This window comes from Pseudomonas sp. AC112, from assembly GCF_979253545.1.
The window spans coordinates 1,164,088-1,185,113 of sequence record NZ_CEEDCM010000001.1 but is presented as its reverse complement, the minus strand read 5'-3'; the positions used below and the strand labels follow the sequence as shown (position 1 = coordinate 1,185,113).

18 protein-coding genes and 1 other RNA gene are annotated in these 21,026 nt (G+C 61.7%); 17 read left to right on the top strand and 2 right to left on the bottom strand.

All coding sequences use genetic code 11. The features are described from left to right. Positions 1–66: 66 nt before the first annotated feature. Positions 67–438 carry a YraN family protein gene (locus tag AC0IYN_RS05590; protein WP_078046953.1) on the bottom strand — a complete coding sequence of 124 codons (372 nt, stop codon included), beginning with the start codon at positions 436–438 and terminating at the stop codon, positions 67–69. Then, the gene (locus AC0IYN_RS05585; protein ID WP_457248137.1) at positions 438–2,249 is read right to left on the bottom strand and encodes a penicillin-binding protein activator; all 1,812 of its coding nucleotides are present in this window, start codon (positions 2,247–2,249) and stop codon (positions 438–440) included. The genes AC0IYN_RS05590 and AC0IYN_RS05585 overlap by 1 nt, the downstream gene beginning before the upstream one ends. Before the next feature lie 176 nt (positions 2,250–2,425). On the opposite strand from AC0IYN_RS05585, the gene rsmI reads away from it, so the two are divergent. The 17 genes from rsmI to ftsZ all read left to right on the top strand — a co-directional run bounded on the left by rsmI (position 2,426) and on the right by ftsZ (position 20,922). After that, positions 2,426–3,331, top strand: coding sequence for a 16S rRNA (cytidine(1402)-2'-O)-methyltransferase (rsmI, locus tag AC0IYN_RS05580; RefSeq protein WP_177409475.1), 906 nt, complete (start codon positions 2,426–2,428; stop codon positions 3,329–3,331). Between the two features lie 96 nt (positions 3,332–3,427). Continuing rightward, positions 3,428–3,781, top strand: an RNA gene (gene rnpB / locus AC0IYN_RS05575) — RNase P RNA component class A. Between the two features lie 354 nt (positions 3,782–4,135). Further along, positions 4,136–4,591 carry a division/cell wall cluster transcriptional repressor MraZ gene (gene mraZ, locus AC0IYN_RS05570; protein WP_003171868.1) on the top strand — a complete coding sequence of 152 codons (456 nt, stop codon included), beginning with the start codon at positions 4,136–4,138 and terminating at the stop codon, positions 4,589–4,591. Then, positions 4,588–5,535: a 16S rRNA (cytosine(1402)-N(4))-methyltransferase RsmH gene (gene rsmH, locus AC0IYN_RS05565; RefSeq protein ID WP_012722289.1), complete on the top strand. Its 948-nt coding sequence runs from the start codon at positions 4,588–4,590 to the stop codon at positions 5,533–5,535. The genes mraZ and rsmH overlap by 4 nt, the downstream gene beginning before the upstream one ends. After that, entirely contained in the window at positions 5,532–5,825 is a 294-nt protein-coding gene (gene ftsL, locus AC0IYN_RS05560; protein WP_003216203.1) for a cell division protein FtsL, read from the top strand. Before rsmH ends, ftsL begins: the two co-directional genes overlap by 4 nt. Then, positions 5,825–7,567 (top strand): peptidoglycan D,D-transpeptidase FtsI family protein, encoded by a 1,743-nt coding sequence (locus tag AC0IYN_RS05555; RefSeq protein WP_406596994.1) that lies wholly within the window; start codon positions 5,825–5,827, stop codon positions 7,565–7,567. The genes ftsL and AC0IYN_RS05555 overlap by 1 nt, the downstream gene beginning before the upstream one ends. Further along, positions 7,567–9,030 (top strand): UDP-N-acetylmuramoyl-L-alanyl-D-glutamate--2,6-diaminopimelate ligase, encoded by a 1,464-nt coding sequence (locus AC0IYN_RS05550; protein ID WP_471840760.1) that lies wholly within the window; start codon positions 7,567–7,569, stop codon positions 9,028–9,030. The genes AC0IYN_RS05555 and AC0IYN_RS05550 overlap by 1 nt, the downstream gene beginning before the upstream one ends. Further along, positions 9,023–10,393, top strand: a complete 1,371-nt coding sequence (locus AC0IYN_RS05545) for a UDP-N-acetylmuramoyl-tripeptide--D-alanyl-D-alanine ligase (RefSeq protein ID WP_471840759.1) — start codon at positions 9,023–9,025, stop codon at positions 10,391–10,393. The genes AC0IYN_RS05550 and AC0IYN_RS05545 overlap by 8 nt, the downstream gene beginning before the upstream one ends. Further along, positions 10,393–11,475: a phospho-N-acetylmuramoyl-pentapeptide-transferase gene (gene mraY, locus AC0IYN_RS05540; RefSeq protein WP_071491183.1), complete on the top strand. Its 1,083-nt coding sequence runs from the start codon at positions 10,393–10,395 to the stop codon at positions 11,473–11,475. The genes AC0IYN_RS05545 and mraY overlap by 1 nt, the downstream gene beginning before the upstream one ends. Before the next feature lie 6 nt (positions 11,476–11,481). Then, positions 11,482–12,828 carry a UDP-N-acetylmuramoyl-L-alanine--D-glutamate ligase gene (murD, locus tag AC0IYN_RS05535; RefSeq protein WP_471840757.1) on the top strand — a complete coding sequence of 449 codons (1,347 nt, stop codon included), beginning with the start codon at positions 11,482–11,484 and terminating at the stop codon, positions 12,826–12,828. Beyond that, positions 12,825–14,048, top strand: a complete 1,224-nt coding sequence (gene ftsW / locus AC0IYN_RS05530; RefSeq protein WP_058422954.1) for a putative lipid II flippase FtsW — start codon at positions 12,825–12,827, stop codon at positions 14,046–14,048. Before murD ends, ftsW begins: the two co-directional genes overlap by 4 nt. Beyond that, positions 14,038–15,108 (top strand): undecaprenyldiphospho-muramoylpentapeptide beta-N-acetylglucosaminyltransferase, encoded by a 1,071-nt coding sequence (gene murG, locus AC0IYN_RS05525; protein WP_406596966.1) that lies wholly within the window; start codon positions 14,038–14,040, stop codon positions 15,106–15,108. Before ftsW ends, murG begins: the two co-directional genes overlap by 11 nt. Continuing rightward, positions 15,101–16,546, top strand: coding sequence for a UDP-N-acetylmuramate--L-alanine ligase (gene murC / locus AC0IYN_RS05520; protein ID WP_406596967.1), 1,446 nt, complete (start codon positions 15,101–15,103; stop codon positions 16,544–16,546). The genes murG and murC overlap by 8 nt, the downstream gene beginning before the upstream one ends. Further along, complete coding sequence (locus AC0IYN_RS05515; RefSeq protein ID WP_406596968.1) at positions 16,543–17,499, top strand: D-alanine--D-alanine ligase; 957 nt, start codon at positions 16,543–16,545, stop codon at positions 17,497–17,499. Before murC ends, AC0IYN_RS05515 begins: the two co-directional genes overlap by 4 nt. Before the next feature lie 3 nt (positions 17,500–17,502). Further along, complete coding sequence (locus AC0IYN_RS05510) at positions 17,503–18,372, top strand: cell division protein FtsQ/DivIB (protein WP_003171882.1); 870 nt, start codon at positions 17,503–17,505, stop codon at positions 18,370–18,372. A gap of 15 nt (positions 18,373–18,387) precedes the next feature. Further along, positions 18,388–19,650 carry a cell division protein FtsA gene (gene ftsA / locus AC0IYN_RS05505; protein WP_025855584.1) on the top strand — a complete coding sequence of 421 codons (1,263 nt, stop codon included), beginning with the start codon at positions 18,388–18,390 and terminating at the stop codon, positions 19,648–19,650. A gap of 66 nt (positions 19,651–19,716) precedes the next feature. Next, entirely contained in the window at positions 19,717–20,922 is a 1,206-nt protein-coding gene (ftsZ, locus tag AC0IYN_RS05500; RefSeq protein WP_017526184.1) for a cell division protein FtsZ, read from the top strand. Positions 20,923–21,026: the final 104 nt, after the last annotated feature.

Below are 21,026 nucleotides of genomic sequence, written 5' to 3'. Positions count from 1 at the left end.
TTCGGCACAGGAATGTGCAGCCCGCAAAGCAAAGAGCAAAAGTGTGTGGTGAAGATGTCCGGCGAATCAGCTGTCGAAGGCATTTTTGAGCCAGTTCAGATCAGCCTGACCAGACGGTGTGCTTTCTATGGCAACCACATCGAAACGGCAGGGGGCGTCGGCCCAGCGATGCTCTTTTTGCAGGAAGAACTGCGCGGCGAGTATCAGTTTCTGACGCTTGCGCCCGTCGATACTGGCGAGCGCGCCACCCCATTGTGCGTGTTTTCTGTAGCGGACTTCGACAAATACTACTGTATCGCCGTCAAGCATGACCAGATCAAGCTCGCCACGTTTACATAACCAGTTCTGCGCCAATAGGCGCAGACCTTGTTGTTGCAAGTGCTTGAGGGCGTGAAGCTCGGCGTCCTTGCCGCTTTGTGCGCTGGACCGCTCGGGCATCAGCGCGGGGTATCCGGCAGGCGCTGGATCTCGCCGCCGACAAACTTGGCCCATGGCATCTGGCGATCAACGCGCTGGTTGGCGCTGATGCCCAGGTTGCCCGAAAGACCGTCGACACGGGTATCCGGCAGTGCCTTGAGCTGGCCCAGGCGCGGCGCCAGACGGTAGGCATCGACGCCCATTGCGTACAGGCGGCCAAGGCTGCCGTTGGCTTGCGGCCATTGTGCGGCAACCTGGTTGCGCAGCGGGTCGGTGGTGTTGAGCAGCCAAGGGGTTTCGCAGAACATCACATTGGTCATGTCCAGGTACTGGTTCTTGTCGCCGCTGGCGCTGAACACGTGGGACGTGGCGTACACCGGCACATCGCCGGCGTATTGGAAGTTCAGGGTCGGCTTGATCTGCTGGGCCAGTTGCGGCGTGACGGCCAGGAAAATGAACTCGATGTCCTGGCGACGCGATGGCTGCGCGGCTACGTCGGTACCGACGGTGCTTTGCAGGCTCTTGGCGCGGCCTTCGCTTTTGCGCAGTTGGAACAAATCGGCAATCTGCTGGGCGAGGGCAACCGGCTGGTCAACGTACTCGACGCCAACAACCGTGCCGCCATTGGCTTCCCAATCCTGGCGGAAGGCCTTGTAGACACGCTCACCCCATTCGCCACGCGGCACCATCGCTGCGGCGCGGTGCAGGCCGTCGGCACGGGCGCGACGCGACACTTCGCGGGCTTCGTCTTCTGCGGCAAGGCCGAACTGGAACAGTTGAGCCGGGCCCTGGTCCGTCTCGCTGTAGTTCAGCGCGAGGGTGGTGATGGGCAGTTGTGGGCGGGCGCTGAGCTGTTTGACCAGCGGTTTTTCCAGCGGGCCGACCACCAGTTGCACGCCGGCAGCCTGGGCCTTGGCGTAGAAGTCATCGAGGGAGGTCAGGCGCGAGCTGTCGTAGAACTCGATCACCGGTGGCTTCTGCCCGGCTTGTTCAGCCTGGTAGTGCGCCGCCATGAAGCCTTCGCGCAGCGCTTTGCCGACGGAGGCCAGGGGGCCATCCTGCGGCAGCAGCAAGGCGATCTTGGTCAGCGGTTGGCTGGCCAGTTCCTTGAGCTTGGTCAGCGGCGTCGGCAATTGCACGGCGGCCGGGTGGCCCGGGTTCTGTGCGCGCCAGGTGTCGATGGCGGCCTGTTGTTGCTCCAGCGTGCCGGCGCCCTTGACCGACTGGGCCAGGGTAATCCAGCCGTCCAGCACCGGGTTGCCGCTGGCTTGCAACTGTTCGGCCGGCAGCGCGGCGATCAATACCCAGATGGCTTCGTGGTTGGCTTTGGCGGCATCGCCCGTGAGCAGCGGGGCCATGGCGACACGTTCCCGCGCGGCCGCCAGGGTCTGGCCGTCGGCTTCATAAGCACGGGCGTGTACGCTGCCGGTACGGATCTGCTGTTCAGGCGGCAGGTCCTTCAGGCTTTGCAGGCTCGGGTGGTTCAGGGCGGTCAACGCCGCCTTGGGCTGATTGCGCGCCATGGCCAGTTCGGCGGCCAGGGTGCTGGCAAACACTTGCGCGGCCGGCTTGAGGACATCCAGGGGCACCTGCGCAAGAATCTGCGACGAGCGGCCGGGGTTGTTCTGTTTGTAGGCCATGTCTGCCGCACTCAGGCGCAGCAATGCCGCCTTTTCTGGCGTCTTGGCGGTGGTGGCCTGTTCGAGCAGTTGCTCGATACTGGCGTCCGGGGTCCGTGGAAGGTCGCCAAGGCTGGACGAGGGCGAGCTGGCACACGCGGCCAGCAAGGCAGCGAGGCAGAGGGCGGAGAGCAGCCGCAGGCAAGCGATCATGTAAGTGTTCCTGATACCGATCAAATTAGCGTGGAATTGTACCCAAGCACTGGCCCAGGCGCGATGTTACTGGCGTGAAACCGTCGATTTAGGTCGTGCAAATGTTGCAGTTGGCTATTAACGGCGTGAAAGGCATCGGCCGTGATGGCATATTTTCAAGGCGCCTACGCGCTACAATGTCGCTTTTGCCAACCATCGAGGTGTGCGTTTTGACTGCTCCAGGTCCTTTGAATTCCACTGCAGGCTCGCTTTTTGTCGTGGCGACGCCCATTGGCAACCTGGACGACATCAGTGCCCGGGCATTGAAGGTGTTGCGCGACGTTAAATTGATCGCGGCTGAAGACACTCGGCACTCCCAGCGTTTGATGCAGCATTTTGGTATCAGCACGCCATTAGCGGCCTGCCATGAGCACAACGAGCGCGAAGAAGGCAGCCGTTTTATCGTGCGCCTGCTGGCAGGCGACGATGTGGCGCTGATCTCCGACGCGGGTACGCCGCTGATCTCCGACCCTGGCTACCATCTGGTGCGCCAAGCGCGGGCCGCTGGTATCAATGTAGTGCCAGTTCCGGGAGCGTGCGCGCTGATCGCAGCATTGTCGGCGGCCGGCTTGCCTTCCGACCGTTTTATCTTCGAAGGTTTTCTGCCGGCCAAAGCCGTGGGGCGGCGTGCGCGGCTTCAAGCGTTGAAGGAAGAACCGCGTACCTTGATCTTCTATGAAGCCCCGCATCGCATCCTTGAATGCCTGCAGGACATGGAGCTGGTGTTTGGTGGCGAGCGCCTGGCACTGCTGGCCCGCGAGCTGACCAAGACCTTCGAGACCCTCAAGGGCCTGCCGCTGGAGGCACTGCGCGCGTTTGTCGAAGGCGACAGCAATCAGCAGCGCGGCGAATGTGTGGTACTGGTGGCGGGCTGGAGCGCGCCGGAGGATGAAGACGCGGTAGGTAGCGAGGCCATGCGCATCCTGGACCTGTTGCTCAAGGAGATGCCCCTTAAGCGTGCGGCGGCCCTGGCGGCGGAAATTACCGGCGTGCGCAAGAACCTCTTGTACCAGGCTGCGCTGGATAAACAGAAAGCCGAATAGTTCCGGGGTTAAACCTGTATTGCGTCTGAACGTGATGGCAATTCTGAACTTTTATTACTTGTCCTAAGTCCGCCGTGCCGTTAACCTGCGCGGCGGAGAGTCGATTGGACAGTCGCTGCCCTCTATGAGAATTAGGGGGGGGAGGAAAGTCCGGGCTCCATAGGGCGAAGTGCCAGGTAATGCCTGGGAGGCGTGAGCCTACGGAAAGTGCCACAGAAAATAACCGCCTAAGCACTTCGGTGCCGGTAAGGGTGAAAAGGTGCGGTAAGAGCGCACCGCACGACTGGCAACAGTTCGTGGCTAGGTAAACCCCACTTGGAGCAAGACCAAATAGGGTCCCAAGGCGTGGCCCGCGCTGGGACCGGGTAGGTTGCTAAAGATGTCCAGTGATGGCCATCGTAGACGAATGACTGTTCAAGACAGAACCCGGCTTATAGATCGACTCTCCACCTTTTTCCTTCTGTCCGAATCTCGGGCAGAAACCCGGTAGTAACGCAAGAATCCCTCCCTGCCAAATCATTGGCAGATGCATCTTCGTAATACCAAAAAAATCTTACTCTTAATAAATTACTTTAACTTTAGGCCATAGCTCTTTGAGCTATTTGTGCTTGATGAGCCAAAAACATCGCCGAACTCTGGTTTCTCCTCCTTTTACGCTCCTAAATCTCCGTTCTGTAAGGCTTTTCCTTGAATCCGCGCCTTGACGGTGTGGTGGGCGCATTCCTATAGTGTGCGCAAGTGGCGGAAAGTGGCACAAAGTGGGTTTTTTGAACGTAAAACGCTAAAATTTGGAGAAACGCATCTGTGTTTCGCGGAGCTAACGCTATCAGTCTCGATGCAAAAGGCCGTCTCGCCATGCCGAGCCGGTATCGTGACGAGCTCATTTCGCGAAGTTCCGGGCAGTTGATCATTACGATCGATGCTGTTGACCCTTGTTTGTGTGTTTACCCGCTCGATGAGTGGGAGTTGATTGAAACCAAATTGCGCGCCCTGCCTTCATTGCGTGAAGAAAACCGCCGCCTGCAGCGTTTGCTGATTGGTAATGCCGTCGACCTCGAACTCGATGGCAGTGGTCGTTTCCTGGTGCCGCCGCGCTTGCGCGAGTACGCCAAGCTGGACAAGCGCGCAATGCTGGTCGGCCAACTGAACAAGTTCCAATTGTGGGACGAAGATGCCTGGGATGCTGTTTCTGCAGCTGACCTGGCTGCTATTCAACAACCGGGCGCCATGCCTGATGAACTGCGTGATTTGATCCTGTGACTATTGATAGCGGCTTTAACCACATCACCGTACTGCTTGACGAAGCCGTTGAGGCTCTCGCCGTACGCGCGGATGGCTGCTATCTGGACGGTACGTTCGGCAGGGGCGGGCATAGCCGGTTGATACTCAGCCAGCTCGGGTCAGACGGTAAGCTCCTCGGGTTCGACAAAGACCCTCAAGCGATTGCCACCGGGCAAGCGCTAGCGGCCGAAGACGGCCGCTTTGTCGTTGTGCAGCGTAGCTTTGCCGAGCTGGGTGCCGAAGTCGCCGAGCGTGGCATGGCGGGCAAGGTGGCCGGGGTTTTGCTCGACCTAGGCGTGTCTTCACCACAGCTTGACGACCCGGAGCGCGGCTTCAGTTTCATGAACGACGGCCCGCTCGATATGCGCATGGACCCGACCCGTGGTGTCAGCGCTGCACAGTTCATCGCCACCGCGCCGGTGGAAGAAATTGCCCGCGTGTTCAAGGAGTACGGTGAAGAGCGTTTCGCCGGACGCATGGCCCGCGCCGTGGTCGAGCGCCGCGAAATCCAGCCGTTCGAACGCACTGCCGACCTGGCCGAAGTGCTGAAGGTCGCCAACCCTGCATGGGAAAAGGGCAAGAACCCGGCAACCCGCGCATTCCAGGGCCTGCGCATTCACGTCAACAACGAATTGGGCGACCTGGAGGCCGGCCTCGAGGCTGCCCTTGAGGCGCTGGAAGTGGGCGGTCGCCTGGTGGTGATCAGCTTCCACTCCCTGGAAGACCGTATCGTCAAACTGTTCATGCGTCGCCTGGTCAAGGGTGAGTCCGATAACCTGCCGCGCAACCTGCCGGTACGTTTCGAAGCCTTTGTGCCGAAAATCAAAATCCATGGCAAAGCGCAGTTCGCTTCAGAAGCCGAACTCAAGGCCAACCCACGTTCCCGTAGCGCCGTCATGCGCGTCGCGGAGAAGTTGCGGTGAGCAAGCTTTTCGCCAAGCCCCTCCCGGGCGGCAGCTTCTTTATGTTGCTGCTGTTTGTCGGCGTGCTGGTTTCCGCGATTGCGGTGTCCTACAGCGCGCACTACAACCGTCAACTGCTCAATACCCTGTACGGGGAACTGAGTGTGCGTGACAAGGCGCAAGCGGAGTGGGGCCGACTGATCCTGGAACAAAGCACCTGGACGGCCCACAGCCGTATCGAAGTGCTGGCCACCGAACAGTTGAAAATGCACATCCCGGGCGCAGCCGAAGTCCGCATGGTGGCGCCATGATGAAACTCGAAGGCGCACTCTACCCTTGGCGCTTCCGCCTGATGCTCGGCTTGCTGGCATTGATGGTGGGTGCGATCGCCTGGCGGATCATCGACCTGCAAGTGGTCGACCGTGACTTCCTGATCGGCCAGGGCGATGCCCGCAGCCTGCGCCATATCCCTATTCCAGCGCACCGCGGCCTGATCACCGACCGTAACGGCGAGCCCCTGGCCGTGAGTACGCCGGTGACCACCCTGTGGGCCAACGCCAAGGAATTGCAGGTCGCCAAGGACAAGTGGCCACAACTGGCTGCCGCCCTGGGCCAGGACCCGAAAGCCTTGGCCGAACGCCTCGAAGCCCAGGCCAATAAAGAATTCATCTACCTGGTTCGTGGCTTGACGCCTGAACAGGGCCAGCAGGTGCTCGACCTTAAAGTCCCCGGTGTCTACGGCATCGAGGAATTCCGTCGTTTCTACCCGGCCGGTGAAACCACCGCGCATATGGTCGGCTTCACCGATATTGATGACCACGGCCGTGAAGGCGTGGAACTCGCCTACGATGAATGGCTCGCCGGGGTTCCCGGCAAACGACAAGTCATCAAGGATCGGCGCGGCAGACTGATCAAGGATGTCCAAGTCACCAAAAACGCCAAGGCCGGTAAGCCCTTGGCGTTGTCGATTGACCTGCGCCTGCAGTACCTGGCCAACCGCGAGCTACGTAACGCGATCATAGAGAACGGCGCCAAGGCCGGTAGCCTGGTGATCATGGACGTGAAGACCGGCGAGATCCTCGCCATGGTCAACCAGCCGACCTACAACCCCAACAACCGTCGCAACCTGCAGCCGGCGATGATGCGCAACCGCGCGATGATCGACGTGTTCGAACCGGGTTCGACCATGAAAGCCATCTCCATGAGCGCCGCCCTCGAAACCGGGCGCTGGAAGCCCAGCGACAAGGTCGAGGTGTATCCCGGCACCCTGCAGTTGGGCAAATACACCATTCGTGACGTGTCGCGCACCGAAGGTCCGGTGCTGGATCTGACAGGTATCCTGATCAACTCCAGTAACGTGGGCATGAGTAAGGTCGCCTTTGATATCGGCGGCGAAACCATCTACCACCTGGCGCAGAAGATCGGTTTGGGCCAACCCACCGGCCTGGATTTCCCAGGCGAGCGCGTGGGCAACCTGCCCAACTATCGCGATTGGAAAAAGGCCGAGACCGCCACGCTTTCCTATGGCTATGGCCTGTCGGTGACCGCGATCCAACTGGCCCACGCGTTCTCTGTATTGGCGAATAACGGCCGCATGGTTCCGCTGAGCCTGATTCATGTCGACGAAGCCCCGAAAGCCACTCAGGTGATCCCGGAAAACGTCGCCAAGACCATGCAAGGCATGCTGCAACAAGTGATCGAAGCGCCACGCGGCGTATTCCGTGCCCAGGTGCCGGCGTATCACGTGGCCGGCAAGTCGGGTACTGCGCGTAAGACGTCGGTAGGCACCAAGGGCTACGCCGAAAACTCTTACCGTTCGCTGTTCGCTGGCTTCGGCCCGATGAGCGATCCACGCTACGCCATCGTTGTGGTGATCGATGAACCGAGCAAGGCCGGTTACTTCGGTGGCCTGGTATCGGCGCCGGTGTTCAGCAAAGTGATGTCCGGCACCCTGCGCCTGATGAACATCACGCCGGACAACTTGCCGCCGACCCAACAAGCGAACGCCGGTCCACCGGCCGCTGCTGCAAAAGCCAATGGAGGGCGCGGCTGATGTCTCTTAGCCTGAACAAGATTTTTGCCCACGCCGGTCGCGATCTGTTGATCCGCGAGCTGAGCCTGGACAGCCGCAATGTACGTGCCGGTGACCTGTTCCTGGCCGTGCCTGGTGGTAAATTCGATGGCCGTGCGCACATCGCGGATGCGTTGCAGCGCGGTGCAGCTGCCGTGGCCTATGAAGTGGATGGCGCTACGGTGCTGCCGATCACTGACGTGCCGTTGATTCCCGTCAAAGGCCTGGCTGCGCAGTTGTCCGATATCGCCGGGCGCTTTTATGGCGACCCGAGCCGCCAGCTCAACCTGGTCGGTGTCACTGGCACCAACGGCAAGACCAGCGTCACCCAATTGGTTGCCCAGGCGCTTGACCTGTTGGGCCAGCACTGCGGCATCGTCGGCACACTGGGCACGGGTTTCTATGGCGCGCTGCAAAGCGGCCTGCACACCACCCCGAACCCGATAGCCGTGCAAGCGACCCTGGCCGACCTGAAAAAGGCCGGTGCCAAGGCGGTTGCGATGGAAGTTTCGTCCCACGGCTTGCACCAGGGGCGCGTTGCCGCCCTGGCGTTCGACGTGGCCGTGATGACCAACCTGTCTCGCGATCACCTGGACTACCACGGCACCATGGAAGCCTACGCTGCCGAGAAGGCCAAGCTGTTTGCCTGGAACGACCTCAAGTGCCGCGTGGTGAACCTGGACGACGAATTCGGCCGCCAGCTGGCTGCCGAAGACCGCGAGTCGCGCCTGATCAGCTATAGCCTGGAAGACGCCAGCGCTTACCTGTATTGCCGTGAAGCTCAATTCAATGACGAAGGCGTGCGCGCCACGCTGGTGACGCCGCAGGGCGAGCACCATTTGCGCAGCAGCCTGCTCGGTCGTTTCAACCTGAGCAACGTCCTCGCCGCCGTCGGCGCGTTGCTCGGCCTCGATTACGCCCTGGATGAGATCCTGCGCGTGCTGCCGAAGCTGGAAGGCCCGGCTGGCCGCATGCAGCGCCTGGGTGGCGGCACGCAGCCGCTGGTCGTGGTCGATTACGCCCACACACCGGACGCCCTGGAAAAAGTCCTGTTGGCCCTGCGTCCCCACGCCAAGGGCAAATTGCTCTGCCTGTTCGGCTGTGGCGGTGATCGCGATCGCGGCAAGCGCCCTTTGATGGCTGAGATTGTCGAGCGCCTGGCCGATGGCGTGCTCGTCACCGACGACAACCCTCGCAGCGAAGACCCGAGCCAGATTTTCGACGACATCCGTGTTGGCTTCAACGACGCGTCCAAGGCCACTTTCGTTGCCGGTCGTGGCGCGGCCATTGCCCAACTGATCGCCAGCGCCAGCGCTGACGATGTGGTGGTGCTGGCGGGTAAGGGCCACGAGGACTATCAGGAAATCAACGGCGAGCGCCACGCCTTCTCCGATCTGGTCGAGGCCGATCACGCCTTGACCGCCTGGGAGGTCGCCCATGGTTAAAGCGATGAAATTCAGCGAACTGACCCAGGCCCTGTCGGCCCGTGTTGTGTCGAGTGATTGCAGCTTCGATGGCGTCAGTATCGACAGTCGCAACATCAAGCCGGGGCAACTGTTTGTCGCCCTGGCTGGCCCGCGCTTTGATGGGCACGACTACTTGAATGAAGTCGCCGCCAAAGGTGCCGTCGGTGCCTTGGTGCAACGTGAAGTCGCGGATTCCACGCTGCCGCAACTGCTGGTCGCCGACACCCGCCTGGCCCTTGGCCAATTGGGTGCGTTGAACCGTGCCGCATTCACCAACCCCGTTGCGGCCATCACCGGCTCCAGCGGCAAGACCACGGTCAAGGAACTGCTCGCCGGTGTCCTGCGTACGCGCGGCCCGGTGCACGCCACCCGTGGCAACCTGAATAATGATTTTGGCGCACCGCTGACCCTGCTCGAACTGGCCCCGGAACACACCGCGGCCGTGATCGAACTGGGCGCGTCGCGCGTCGGCGAAATTGCCTACACCGTGGCGCTGACCAAGCCCCACGTGGCGATCATCAACAACGCCGGTACCGCCCACGTCGGCGAGTTCGGCGGCCCGGAAAAAATCGTCGAAGCCAAGGGTGAAATCCTTGAAGGCCTCGATGCCTCGGGCACCGCTGTACTGAATCTTGACGACAAGGCTTTCGAAACCTGGCGTGTACGTGCCGCCGGGCGCAAGGTCCTGACGTTTGCCGTGCTCAACGCGGCGGCTGATTTCCACGCTTCCAACATCACTGTGGATGCCCGTGGCTGCCCCTCTTTTACCTTGCACACCCCGCAAGGCAACGAACACGTGCAATTGAACCTGCTGGGCAACCATAACGTTGCCAACGCCTTGGCCGCCGCCGCCGCCGCCTACGCCCTGGGCGTGTCGTTGTTCGGTATCGCCACGGGGCTGGGCGCGGTGCAGCCGGTCAAGGGTCGCACCGTGGCACAGCTGGCAACCAACGGCATGCGCGTGATCGATGACACTTACAACGCCAACCAATCCTCGGTCTGCGCGGCCATCGACCTGCTCAAAGGTTTCGACGGTCGCAAAGTGCTGGTGCTGGGCGATATCGCCGAACTGGGCGACTGGGCCGAACAGTCCCACCGCGAGGTCGGCGCCTACGCCGCAGGCAAAGTCGACGCGCTCTATGCCGTTGGCAAGAACATGGCTCACGCCGTCGACACCTTCGGCCCCGGCGCGCTGCATTTCGCCACACAGGCCGAACTGATCCAGGCGTTGACGGCGGCTGAACACGACAAACACACAACCATTTTGATCAAGGGATCGCGCAGCGCGGTGATGGAAAACGTCGTCGCGGCCTTGTGTGGCTCAAGTACGGAGAAACATTAATGCTGCTGCTGCTGGCTGAGTATCTGCAACAGTTCCACAAAGGCTTCGCGGTCTTTCAGTACCTGACCCTGCGCGGGATCCTGGGTGTGCTGACCGCGTTGTGTTTGTCGCTGTTCCTGGGGCCGTGGATGATCCGCACCCTGCAGAACCTGCAAATTGGTCAATCGGTTCGTAATGACGGCCCGCAGTCGCACTTGTCCAAATCCGGCACCCCGACCATGGGCGGCGCGCTGATCCTGTCGTCCATCGGTATCAGCACCTTGCTGTGGGCTGACCTGCACAACCGCTACGTGTGGGTGGTGCTGTTGGTGACCCTGCTGTTCGGCGCCATCGGCTGGGTGGATGACTACCGCAAGGTGATCGAGAAGAACTCCAAGGGCCTGCCAAGCCGCTGGAAGTACTTCTGGCAGTCGGTATTCGGCCTTGCTGCCGCGATCTTCCTTTACACGACAGCGCCGAGCGCAGTGGAAACGACCTTGATCATCCCGATGCTCAAGGACGCCAGCATTCCACTGGGCATCGGCTTTGTGGTGCTGACTTACTTTGTGATCGTCGGCTCCAGCAACGCGGTCAACCTGACTGACGGCCTCGATGGCCTGGCGATCATGCCGACGGTGATGGTGGGCGGCGCGCTCGGCATCTTCTGCTACCTGTCGGGTAACGTGAAGTTCGCCGAGTACCTGCTGATCCCCTACGTACCGGGCGCGGGTGAGTTGATTGTGTTCTGCGGCGCACTGATCGGTGCCGGCCTCGGCTTCCTGTGGTTCAACACCTATCCCGCACAAGTCTTCATGGGCGACGTCGGCGCACTGGCGCTGGGCGCGGCCCTGGGCACCATCGCAGTCATCGTTCGCCAGGAAATCGTGCTGTTCATCATGGGCGGTGTGTTCGTGATGGAAACCCTGTCGGTGGTCATCCAGGTGGCTTCCTTCAAATTGACCGGGCGTCGTGTGTTCCGCATGGCGCCGATTCACCACCACTTTGAACTCAAGGGCTGGCCCGAGCCGCGCGTGATTGTCCGCTTCTGGATCATCACCGTGATTCTGGTGCTGATCGGCCTTGCCACCCTGAAACTGAGGTAGAAACGAGTGTCCCTGATCGCTTCAGACCACTTCCGCATCGTTGTCGGCCTCGGCAAGAGCGGCATGTCCCTGGTTCGCTTCCTGGCGAACCGGGGCAAGCCGTTTGCCGTGGCCGATACGCGGGAAAATCCACCGGAGCTGGTCACGCTGCGCCGTGACTACCCGCACGTGGAAGTGCGTTGTGGCGAGTTGGATGTCGAGTTTCTGTGCCGTGCCGATGAGCTCTACGTGAGCCCCGGCCTGGCCATCGCGACACCGGCCCTGCAAGCCGCCGCTGCCCGTGGCGTCAAGCTGTCCGGCGATATCGACCTGTTTGCGCGCCACGCGAAGGCACCGATCGTGGCCATCAGCGGCTCCAACGCGAAAAGCACCGTGACCACCCTGGTGGGCGAGATGGCGGCTGCGGCCGGCAAGCGCGTGGCCGTGGGCGGCAACCTTGGCACACCGGCCCTGGACCTGCTCAACGACGACGTCGAGCTGTACGTGATGGAGCTGTCGAGCTTCCAGCTCGAAACCACCCACGACCTCGGTGCCGAAGTGGCCACCGTGTTGAACGTGAGTGAAGACCACATGGACCGCTACAGCGGCCTGCCCGCCTACCACCTGGCCAAGCACCGGATCTTCCGCGGAGCCCGGCAAGTAGTGGTCAACCGCCAGGATGCCCTGAGCCGTCCGTTGATGGGCGAGGGCCTGCCGTGCTGGACCTTTGGCCTGGGCAAACCCGACTTCAAAGCCTTCGGCATTCGCGAAGAGAATGGCGAGAAATACCTGGCCTTCGAATTCCAGAACCTGATGCCGGTGCGCGAGCTGAAAATCCGTGGCGCGCATAACCAGTCCAACGCCCTGGCGGCCCTGGCGCTCGGCCATGCCGTTGGCCTGCCGTTTGACGCCATGCTGTCAGCGCTGCGCACCTTTGGTGGCCTTGAGCATCGCTGCCAGTGGGTGCGCGACCTTGATGGCGTCAGCTATTACAACGACTCCAAGGCCACCAACGTCGGAGCGGCACTGGCGGCCATTGAAGGCCTTGGCGCCGATATCGAAGGCAAGCTGGTGCTGATCGCCGGCGGCGACGGCAAGGGTGCCGACTTCAAGGACCTTAAAGGCCCGGTTGCCGAGCATTGCCGCGCCGTGGTGCTGATGGGCCGCGACTCCGATTTGATCGCCGCCGCCCTGGGTGATGCCGTGCCGCAAGTGCGCGCTACTTCCCTGGACGATGCCATCACGCAATGCAAAGCCCTGGCCCAGCCGGGCGATGCGGTGTTGCTGTCGCCCGCCTGCGCCAGTTTCGACATGTTCAAGAACTACGAAGAGCGCGGCCAGCTGTTCGCCCGCGCCGTGGAGGCCTTGGCATGAGTATCAATTTCAGAAACATCATCAAGCCGTATCCGTCGCCGATTATCACCGGGCGCGGTATCGACCTCGATTTCCCGATGCTCGCCGGTTGCCTGGCGTTGCTCGGCCTGGGCCTGGTGATGATCACGTCGGCGTCCTCCGAAGTGGCCGCCGTGCAGTCCGGCAACACCCTGTACATGATGATTCGCCACCTGGTGTACCTAGTGATCGGCCTGGGCGCGTGCATCGTGACCATGATGATCCCAATCGCCACCTGGCAACGCCTGGGCTGGCTGATGCTGATCGGCGCGTTTGGCTTGCTGATCATGGTGATCCTGCCTGGCATTGGCCGGGAGGTGAACGGTTCGATGCGCTGGATCGGCTTCGGTGCATTCAACGTGCAGCCGTCGGAAATCGCCAAGGTGTTCGTGGTGATCTACCTCGCCGGCTACCTGGTGCGTCGCCAGAAAGAAGTACGCGAAAGCTGGATGGGTTTCTTCAAGCCGTTCATCGTGCTGCTGCCGATGGCCGGTCTGTTGCTGATGGAGCCGGACTTTGGCGCCACCGTCGTGATGATGGGCGCGGCGGCCGCGATGCTGTTCCTTGGCGGCGTGGGCCTGTTCCGCTTCACCTTGATGGTGGTGCTGGCGGTGGCGGCGGTGACTGTGCTGGTACAGGCGCAACCCTACCGGATGGCGCGCCTGATCACTTTCACCGACCCATGGTCCGACCAGTTTGGTTCCGGCTACCAGTTGACCCAGGCGCTGATCGCCTTCGGTCGCGGCGAGTGGCTGGGCGTGGGCCTGGGCAACAGCGTGCAGAAGCAGTTCTACCTGCCGGAAGCGCATACCGACTTCGTGTTCTCGGTGCTTGCGGAAGAACTCGGTGTGGTCGGTTCGCTGTGCACCGTCGCGCTGTTCGTGTTCGTGTGCGTGCGCGGCATGTACATCGGCCTGTGGGCCGAGAAGGCCAAACAGTATTTTGCCGCTTATGTGGCGTATGGCTTGTCGTTCCTGTGGATCGGCCAGTTCCTGATCAACATCGGTGTGAACGTCGGCCTGCTGCCGACCAAGGGCCTGACCTTGCCGTTCCTCAGTTATGGCGGCAGTTCGTTGGTGATCTGCTGCGCGTGCCTGGGCTTGTTGCTGCGCATCGAGTGGGAGAGTCGAACCCACCTGGGCAGCGAAGAGATGGAATTCAGCGAAAGCGATTTTGCCGAGGAGCCAACCCATGGGCGCTAACGTGCTGATCATGGCAGGCGGCACCGGGGGCCATGTGTTCCCGGCCCTGGCGTGCGCACGCGAATTCCAGAACCGTGGCTACACCGTGCACTGGTTGGGCACGCCGCGTGGCATCGAAAATGAATTGGTGCCGAACGCCGGCTTGCCGCTGCACCTGATCAACGTCACCGGCCTGCGCGGCAAGAGCAAGTTGTCCTTGCTCAAGGCGCCGTTCGTGTTGCTCAAGGCGGTGTGGCAGGCGCGCAAGATCATCCGTGAATTGAAACCGGTATGCGTGCTCGGTTTTGGTGGTTACGTGACAGGTCCTGGTGGCGTCGCCGCCCGGCTCGCTGGCGTGCCGGTGATCGTGCACGAGCAGAACGCCGTCGCCGGTACAGCCAACCGCCTGCTGGTGCCATTGGCCGCTCGGGTGTGTGAAGCGTTCCCGAAAACTTTTGGTGCATCGGACAAGCTGCGCACCACCGGTAATCCGGTGCGCACCGAACTGTTCATGGACATCGCCCGTGAAGCACTGCAAGGGCGCAAGCCGCACCTGCTGGTCATGGGCGGCAGCCTTGGCTCCGAGCCGTTGAACAAACTGCTGCCGGAAGCCCTGGCGCAACTCCCCGTGGAATTGCGTCCGGAGGTCTTCCATCAGGCCGGTAAAGATAACGGTGAAGTCACCGCCACGCGTTATCGCGAAGCGGGTGTCGAGGCGAACGTACAGCCCTTCATCAAAGACATGGCCCATGCCTATGGCTGGGCCGACCTGGTGGTCTGCCGCTCCGGTGCGCTGACCGTCAGTGAACTGGCCGCCGCCGGTCTGCCGTCCTTGCTGGTGCCTTTGCCCCACGCCATCGACGATCACCAGACCCGCAACGCCGAATATTTGGCCGGGGAGGGCGCTGCCTTCCTGCTGCCGCAAAGAACGACTGGCGCCGCCGATTTGGCCGCACGCCTGACCGAGGTATTGATGCAACCGGAACGACTCAACAGCATGGCGAGCACCGCAAGCCGCCTGGCCAAACCTGACGCAACCCGCACCGTGGTCGATATCTGCCTGGAGGTGGCCCATGGTTGAGAATCAGAAAGCCATGCCGCAACCGGAAATGCGCCGCATCCGGCGTATCCACTTCGTCGGTATCGGCGGCGTGGGCATGTGCGGCATCGCCGAAGTGTTGCTGAACCTGGGTTACCAGGTGTCCGGCTCCGACTTGAAAGAGTCGCCGGTCACTGATCGCCTGAAAACCTTCGGTGCGCAGATCTTTATCGGCCACCGCGCCGAGAACGCCTCCGAGGCTGACGTGCTGGTGGTGTCCAGCGCCGTGAACACCTCCAACCCGGAAGTGGCCACTGCCCTTGAGCGCCGCATTCCCGTAGTGCCTCGTGCCGAGATGCTGGCTGAGCTGATGCGTTATCGCCATGGCATCGCCGTCGCCGGTACCCATGGCAAAACCACCACCACCAGCCTGATCGCCTCGGTGTTCGCCGCCGGTGGCCTGGACCCGACCTTCGTCATCGGTGGCCGCCTGAATGCAGCCGGCACCAATGCCCAGCTTGGCACCAGCCGCTACCTCATTGCCGAAGCCGATGAAAGTGACGCGAGCTTCCTGCACCTGCAACCGCTGGTCGCTGTGGTTACCAACATCGATGAAGATCACATGGCGACCTACGACGGTGACTTCAACAAGTTGAAGAAAACCTTCGTCGAATTCCTGCACAACCTGCCGTTCTATGGTCTGGCGGTGGTATGCCTGGACGATCCGGTGGTGCGCGAAATCCTGCCACTGGTCAAACGTCCGACCGTGACCTACGGCTTCAGCGAAGACGCTGATGTGCGCGCTATCAATGTGCGCCAGGAAGGCATGCAAACCTTCTTCACCGTGCTGCGTCCGGACCGTGAGCCACTGGATGTGTCGGTGAACATGCCGGGCAACCACAACGTACTCAATTCCTTGGCGACCATCTGCATCGCCACCGACGAAGGCGTCAGCGATGAAGCCATCGTCGAAGGCCTGTCGCGCTTTGCCGGCGTAGGCCGTCGTTTCCAGGTCTACGGCCAACTGCCGGTAGAGGGCGGTGACGTGATGCTGGTGGACGACTACGGCCACCACCCGACCGAAGTCGCCGCGGTGATCAAGGCCGTGCGCGGTGGCTGGCCGGAACGCCGCCTGGTGATGGTCTACCAGCCGCACCGCTACAGCCGTACCCGCGACCTGTATGACGATTTCGTCAATGTACTGGCCGATGCCAACGTGCTGCTGCTGATGGAGGTCTACCCGGCCGGTGAAGAACCGATCCCGGGTGCGGACAGCCGCAAGCTGTGCAACAGCATCCGTCAGCGGGGCCAGTTGGACCCGATCTACATCGAGCGTGGTGTGGACCTGGCGCCGATCGTCAAGCCGCTGCTGCGGGCCGGCGACATCCTGCTGTGCCAGGGCGCCGGTGATATCGGCGGCCTTGCGCCCAAGTTGCTGGCGAGCCCACTGTTTGCGGTAAAAAAGGGAGCAGCGAAATGATCACTGACTACGCCTCCCTGTTTTCCAACATCACGCCTGCCGACTTCGGTCGCGTGGCTGTATTGTTCGGCGGCAAAAGCGCCGAGCGTGAAGTGTCGCTCAAGTCCGGCAACGCCGTGCTCGAAGCCCTGCAAAGCGCTGGCGTGAACGCGTTCGGTATCGACGTGGGCGATGACTTCCTCGCTCGCCTTCTGGCCGAGAAGATCGACCGTGCCTTCATCATCCTCCACGGCCGTGGCGGTGAAGACGGCAGCATGCAAGGCCTGTTGGAGTGCGCTGGCATCCCCTACACCGGCAGCGGCATCCTCGCTTCGGCACTGGCGATGGACAAGTTGCGCACCAAGCAGGTGTGGCACAGCCTGGGCATTCCAACCCCGCGTCACAGCGTGCTGTGCAGCGAAGACGATTGTATTTCTGCAGCCAAGGAACTGGGCCTGCCTTTGATCGTCAAACCAGCCCATGAAGGCTCCAGTATCGGCATGGCCAAAGTGAACTCGGCCGCCGAATTGATCGACGCATGGAAAGCGGCAAGCACCTACGATTCGCAAGTATTGGTTGAACAGTGGATCCAGGGTCCCGAGTACACCATCGCCACCCTGCGTGGCCAGGTATTGCCGCCTATCGCATTGGGCACGCCCCACACCTTTTACGACTACGACGCCAAGTACCTGGCTTCCGATACCCAGTACCGGATCCCGTGCGGCCTTGACGCAAGCAAAGAACAGGAATTGATGGACCTCACGGCGAAAGCCTGTGAGGCGCTGGGTATCGCCGGTTGGGCGCGGGCAGACGTGATGCAGGATGACCAAGGGAATTTCTGGTTCCTGGAAGTCAACACCGCACCGGGCATGACCGATCACAGCCTGGTACCTATGGCCGCTCGCGCTGCGGGCCTGGACTTCCAGCAGTTGGTGCTGGCGATCCTGGCCGCCAGCATTGAGCCCCGAGGCTAAGACATGAAAGGCGCATCGCTTCGTCATCAGCCCCCACAAGCACCGAGCCGCAAGCCGGTGCCACGGGGTGCCAGCCGGATGGTGGCTAAAGAGCCGATGTCGGCGCGCCTGCCGAAAGCCAACTTTGGTTTCCTCAAGGCGCTGTTCTGGCCAGTGTTGCTCGTGGTGTTGGGCTTCGGAACCTACGAGGGCGCGCAGCGTCTGTTGCCGTACGCCGACCGGCCGATCACCAAGATCAGCGTGCAGGGCGACTTGAGCTACATCAGCCAGCAAGCGGTACAGCAGCGCATCGGCCCGTACCTGGCGGCGAGCTTCTTTACCATCGACCTGGCCGGCATGCGCTCGGAGCTGGAGCAGATGCCGTGGATCGCTCACGCCGAGGTCCGCCGTGTATGGCCGGACCAGGTCACGATCCGCCTGGAAGAACAACTGCCCGTGGCCCGTTGGGGTGACGAAGCGCTGTTGAACAACCAGGGCCAGGCGTTCACCCCGCGTGAGCTGGCCAACTACGAGCACCTGCCGCAGCTGTTCGGGCCGCAGCGGGCGCAGCAGCAAGTGATGCAACAGTACCAGGCCTTGAGCCAGATGCTGCGGCCACTGGGCTTCTCCATTGCACGCCTGGAACTGCGTGAACGGGGCAGCTGGTTTTTGACGACCGGGGCAGGCAGTTCCGGCCCGGGCATCCAGTTGTTGCTGGGACGCGACCGCTTGGTGGAAAAGATGCGCCGTTTCATTGCCATCTATGACAAGACCTTGAAAGAACAGATTACGAACATTGCGAGCGTCGACCTGCGTTACGCCAACGGCCTTGCCGTCGGCTGGCGTGAACCGGCTGCGCCCACGGCAGCGCAACCCGCTGTCGCGAAGAATTAAGAAGAGGCAGGACCCATGGCAAACGTGCAAAGCGGCAAAATGATCGTCGGTCTCGATATCGGCACCTCCAAGGTGGTGGCGCTGGTGGGCGAGGTCGGGGAAGACGGCACGATCGAAATCGTCGGTATTGGCACGCATCCGTCCCGGGGCCTGAAGAAGGGCGTGGTGGTGAACATCGAGTCCACCGTGCAGTCGATCCAGCGCGCCATTGAAGAAGCGCAGCTGATGGCCGGTTGCCGGATCCACTCGGCGTTCGTCGGCGTGGCGGGTAACCACATCCGCAGCCTGAACTCCCACGGCATCGTGGCGATCCGCGACCGCGAAGTCAGCTCCGCCGACCTTGAGCGCGTCCTCGACGCTGCCCAGGCCGTGGCGATCCCGGCTGACCAGCGCGTGCTGCACACCCTGCCGCAGGACTACGTGATCGATAACCAGGAAGGCGTGCGCGAGCCCCTGGGCATGTCGGGCGTACGGCTGGAAGCCAAGGTCCACGTGGTGACCTGCGCCGTCAACGCGGCGCAGAACATTGAAAAATGCGTGCGCCGCTGCGGCCTGGAAATCGACGACATCATTCTTGAGCAGTTGGCCTCGGCCTATTCGGTACTGACCGACGACGAGAAAGAGCTGGGCGTCTGCCTGGTCGACATCGGCGGCGGCACCACCGACATCGCGATCTTCACCGAGGGTGCGATCCGTCACACCGCTGTGATCCCGATTGCCGGCGACCAAGTGACCAACGACATCGCCATGGCGCTGCGTACACCGACCCAGTACGCCGAAGAAATCAAGATTCGCTACGCCTGCGCCCTGGCCAAACTGGCCGGTGCCGGCGAGACCATCAAGGTGCCGAGCGTGGGCGATCGTCCACCGCGCGAACTGTCGCGCCAGGCCCTGGCCGAAGTGGTCGAGCCACGCTACGACGAACTGTTCACCCTGATCCAGGCTGAACTGCGCCGCAGCGGCTACGAAGATTTGATCCCGGCCGGCATTGTGCTGACCGGTGGTACTTCGAAGATGGAAGGCGCGGTCGAGTTGGCCGAGGAAATCTTCCACATGCCGGTTCGCCTGGGCGTGCCCCATGGCGTCAAGGGCCTGGGCGACGTGGTACGCAACCCGATTTATTCCACCGGTGTGGGCTTGCTGTTGTACGGACTGCAAAAGCAGACCGACGGCATTTCCCTGTCGGGCCCGAGCAACCGTGACAGCTACCGCAGCGACGACGAGGCCAAAGCCCCATTGTTCGAGCGGTTGCAGGCATGGGTCAAAGGCAACTTCTAACGATTTACCGCGACACCGTTGTAAGCAGTAGGCGAAAAAACTAGAGAAAACGAAAGGAGAGGGAACATGTTCGAACTCGTAGACAACATCCCCGCAAGCCCGGTCATCAAAGTGATCGGTGTCGGCGGTGGCGGCGGCAACGCTGTCAACCACATGGTCAAGAGCAACATTGAAGGCGTTGAATTCATCTGCGCCAACACTGATGCCCAGGCGCTGAAAAGCATCGGCGCGCGGACCATCCTGCAATTGGGCACAGCCGTGACCAAGGGCCTCGGCGCTGGCGCCAACCCGGAAGTCGGCCGTCAAGCCGCGCTGGAAGACCGCGAGCGTATTGCTGAAGTGCTGCAAGGCACCAACATGGTGTTCATCACCACTGGCATGGGCGGCGGTACCGGTACCGGTGCTGCGCCGATCATTGCCGAAGTGGCCAAGGAAATGGGGATTCTGACGGTCGCTGTCGTGACCCGTCCGTTCCCGTTCGAAGGCCGCAAGCGCATGCAGATTGCCGACGAAGGTATCCGTCTGCTGTCTGAAAGCGTCGACTCGTTGATCACCATCCCCAACGAGAAACTGCTGACTATCCTGGGCAAGGACGCCAGCCTGCTGTCCGCGTTCGCCAAGGCTGACGATGTACTGGCCGGTGCCGTTCGCGGTATCTCCGACATCATCAAGCGTCCAGGCATGATCAACGTCGACTTTGCCGACGTACGCACCGTGATGAGCGAAATGGGCATGGCGATGATGGGCACTGGCTGCGCCAGCGGTCCGAACCGTGCACGTGAAGCCACTGAAGCGGCCATCCGCAACCCGTTGCTGGAAGACGTGAACCTGCAAGGTGCACGCGGCATCCTGGTGAACATCACCGCCGGTCCTGACCTGTCCCTGGGTGAGTACTCCGACGTGGGTAGCATCATTGAAGCCTTCGCTTCCGAGCACGCCATGGTCAAAGTCGGTACCGTGATCGATCCGGACATGCGCGACGAGCTGCACGTGACTGTGGTTGCGACCGGCCTGGGCGCGAAAATCGAGAAGCCTGTGAAGGTCATCGACAACACCCTGCATAACAGCCAAGCCAGCCACGCCAGCCAAGCGGCTGCCGCTCCAGCGCCTTCGCGCCAGGAACTGCCGTCGGTAAACTACCGTGACCTGGACCGTCCGACCGTGATGCGCAACCAGGCTCAGGCCGGTGCTGCGGCGTCCCGTAGCCCGAATCCGCAAGATGACCTGGACTACCTGGACATCCCGGCATTCTTGCGTCGTCAGGCCGATTAATGGAATGTATCAGGGCTATGAAGGTGATTGGTGTTCAGCAAAGGTCTGGTCTGCTATTATCGCCAGCCTTTGTTGATACCAGTTCGCAATTTGCGCTCAAGCGG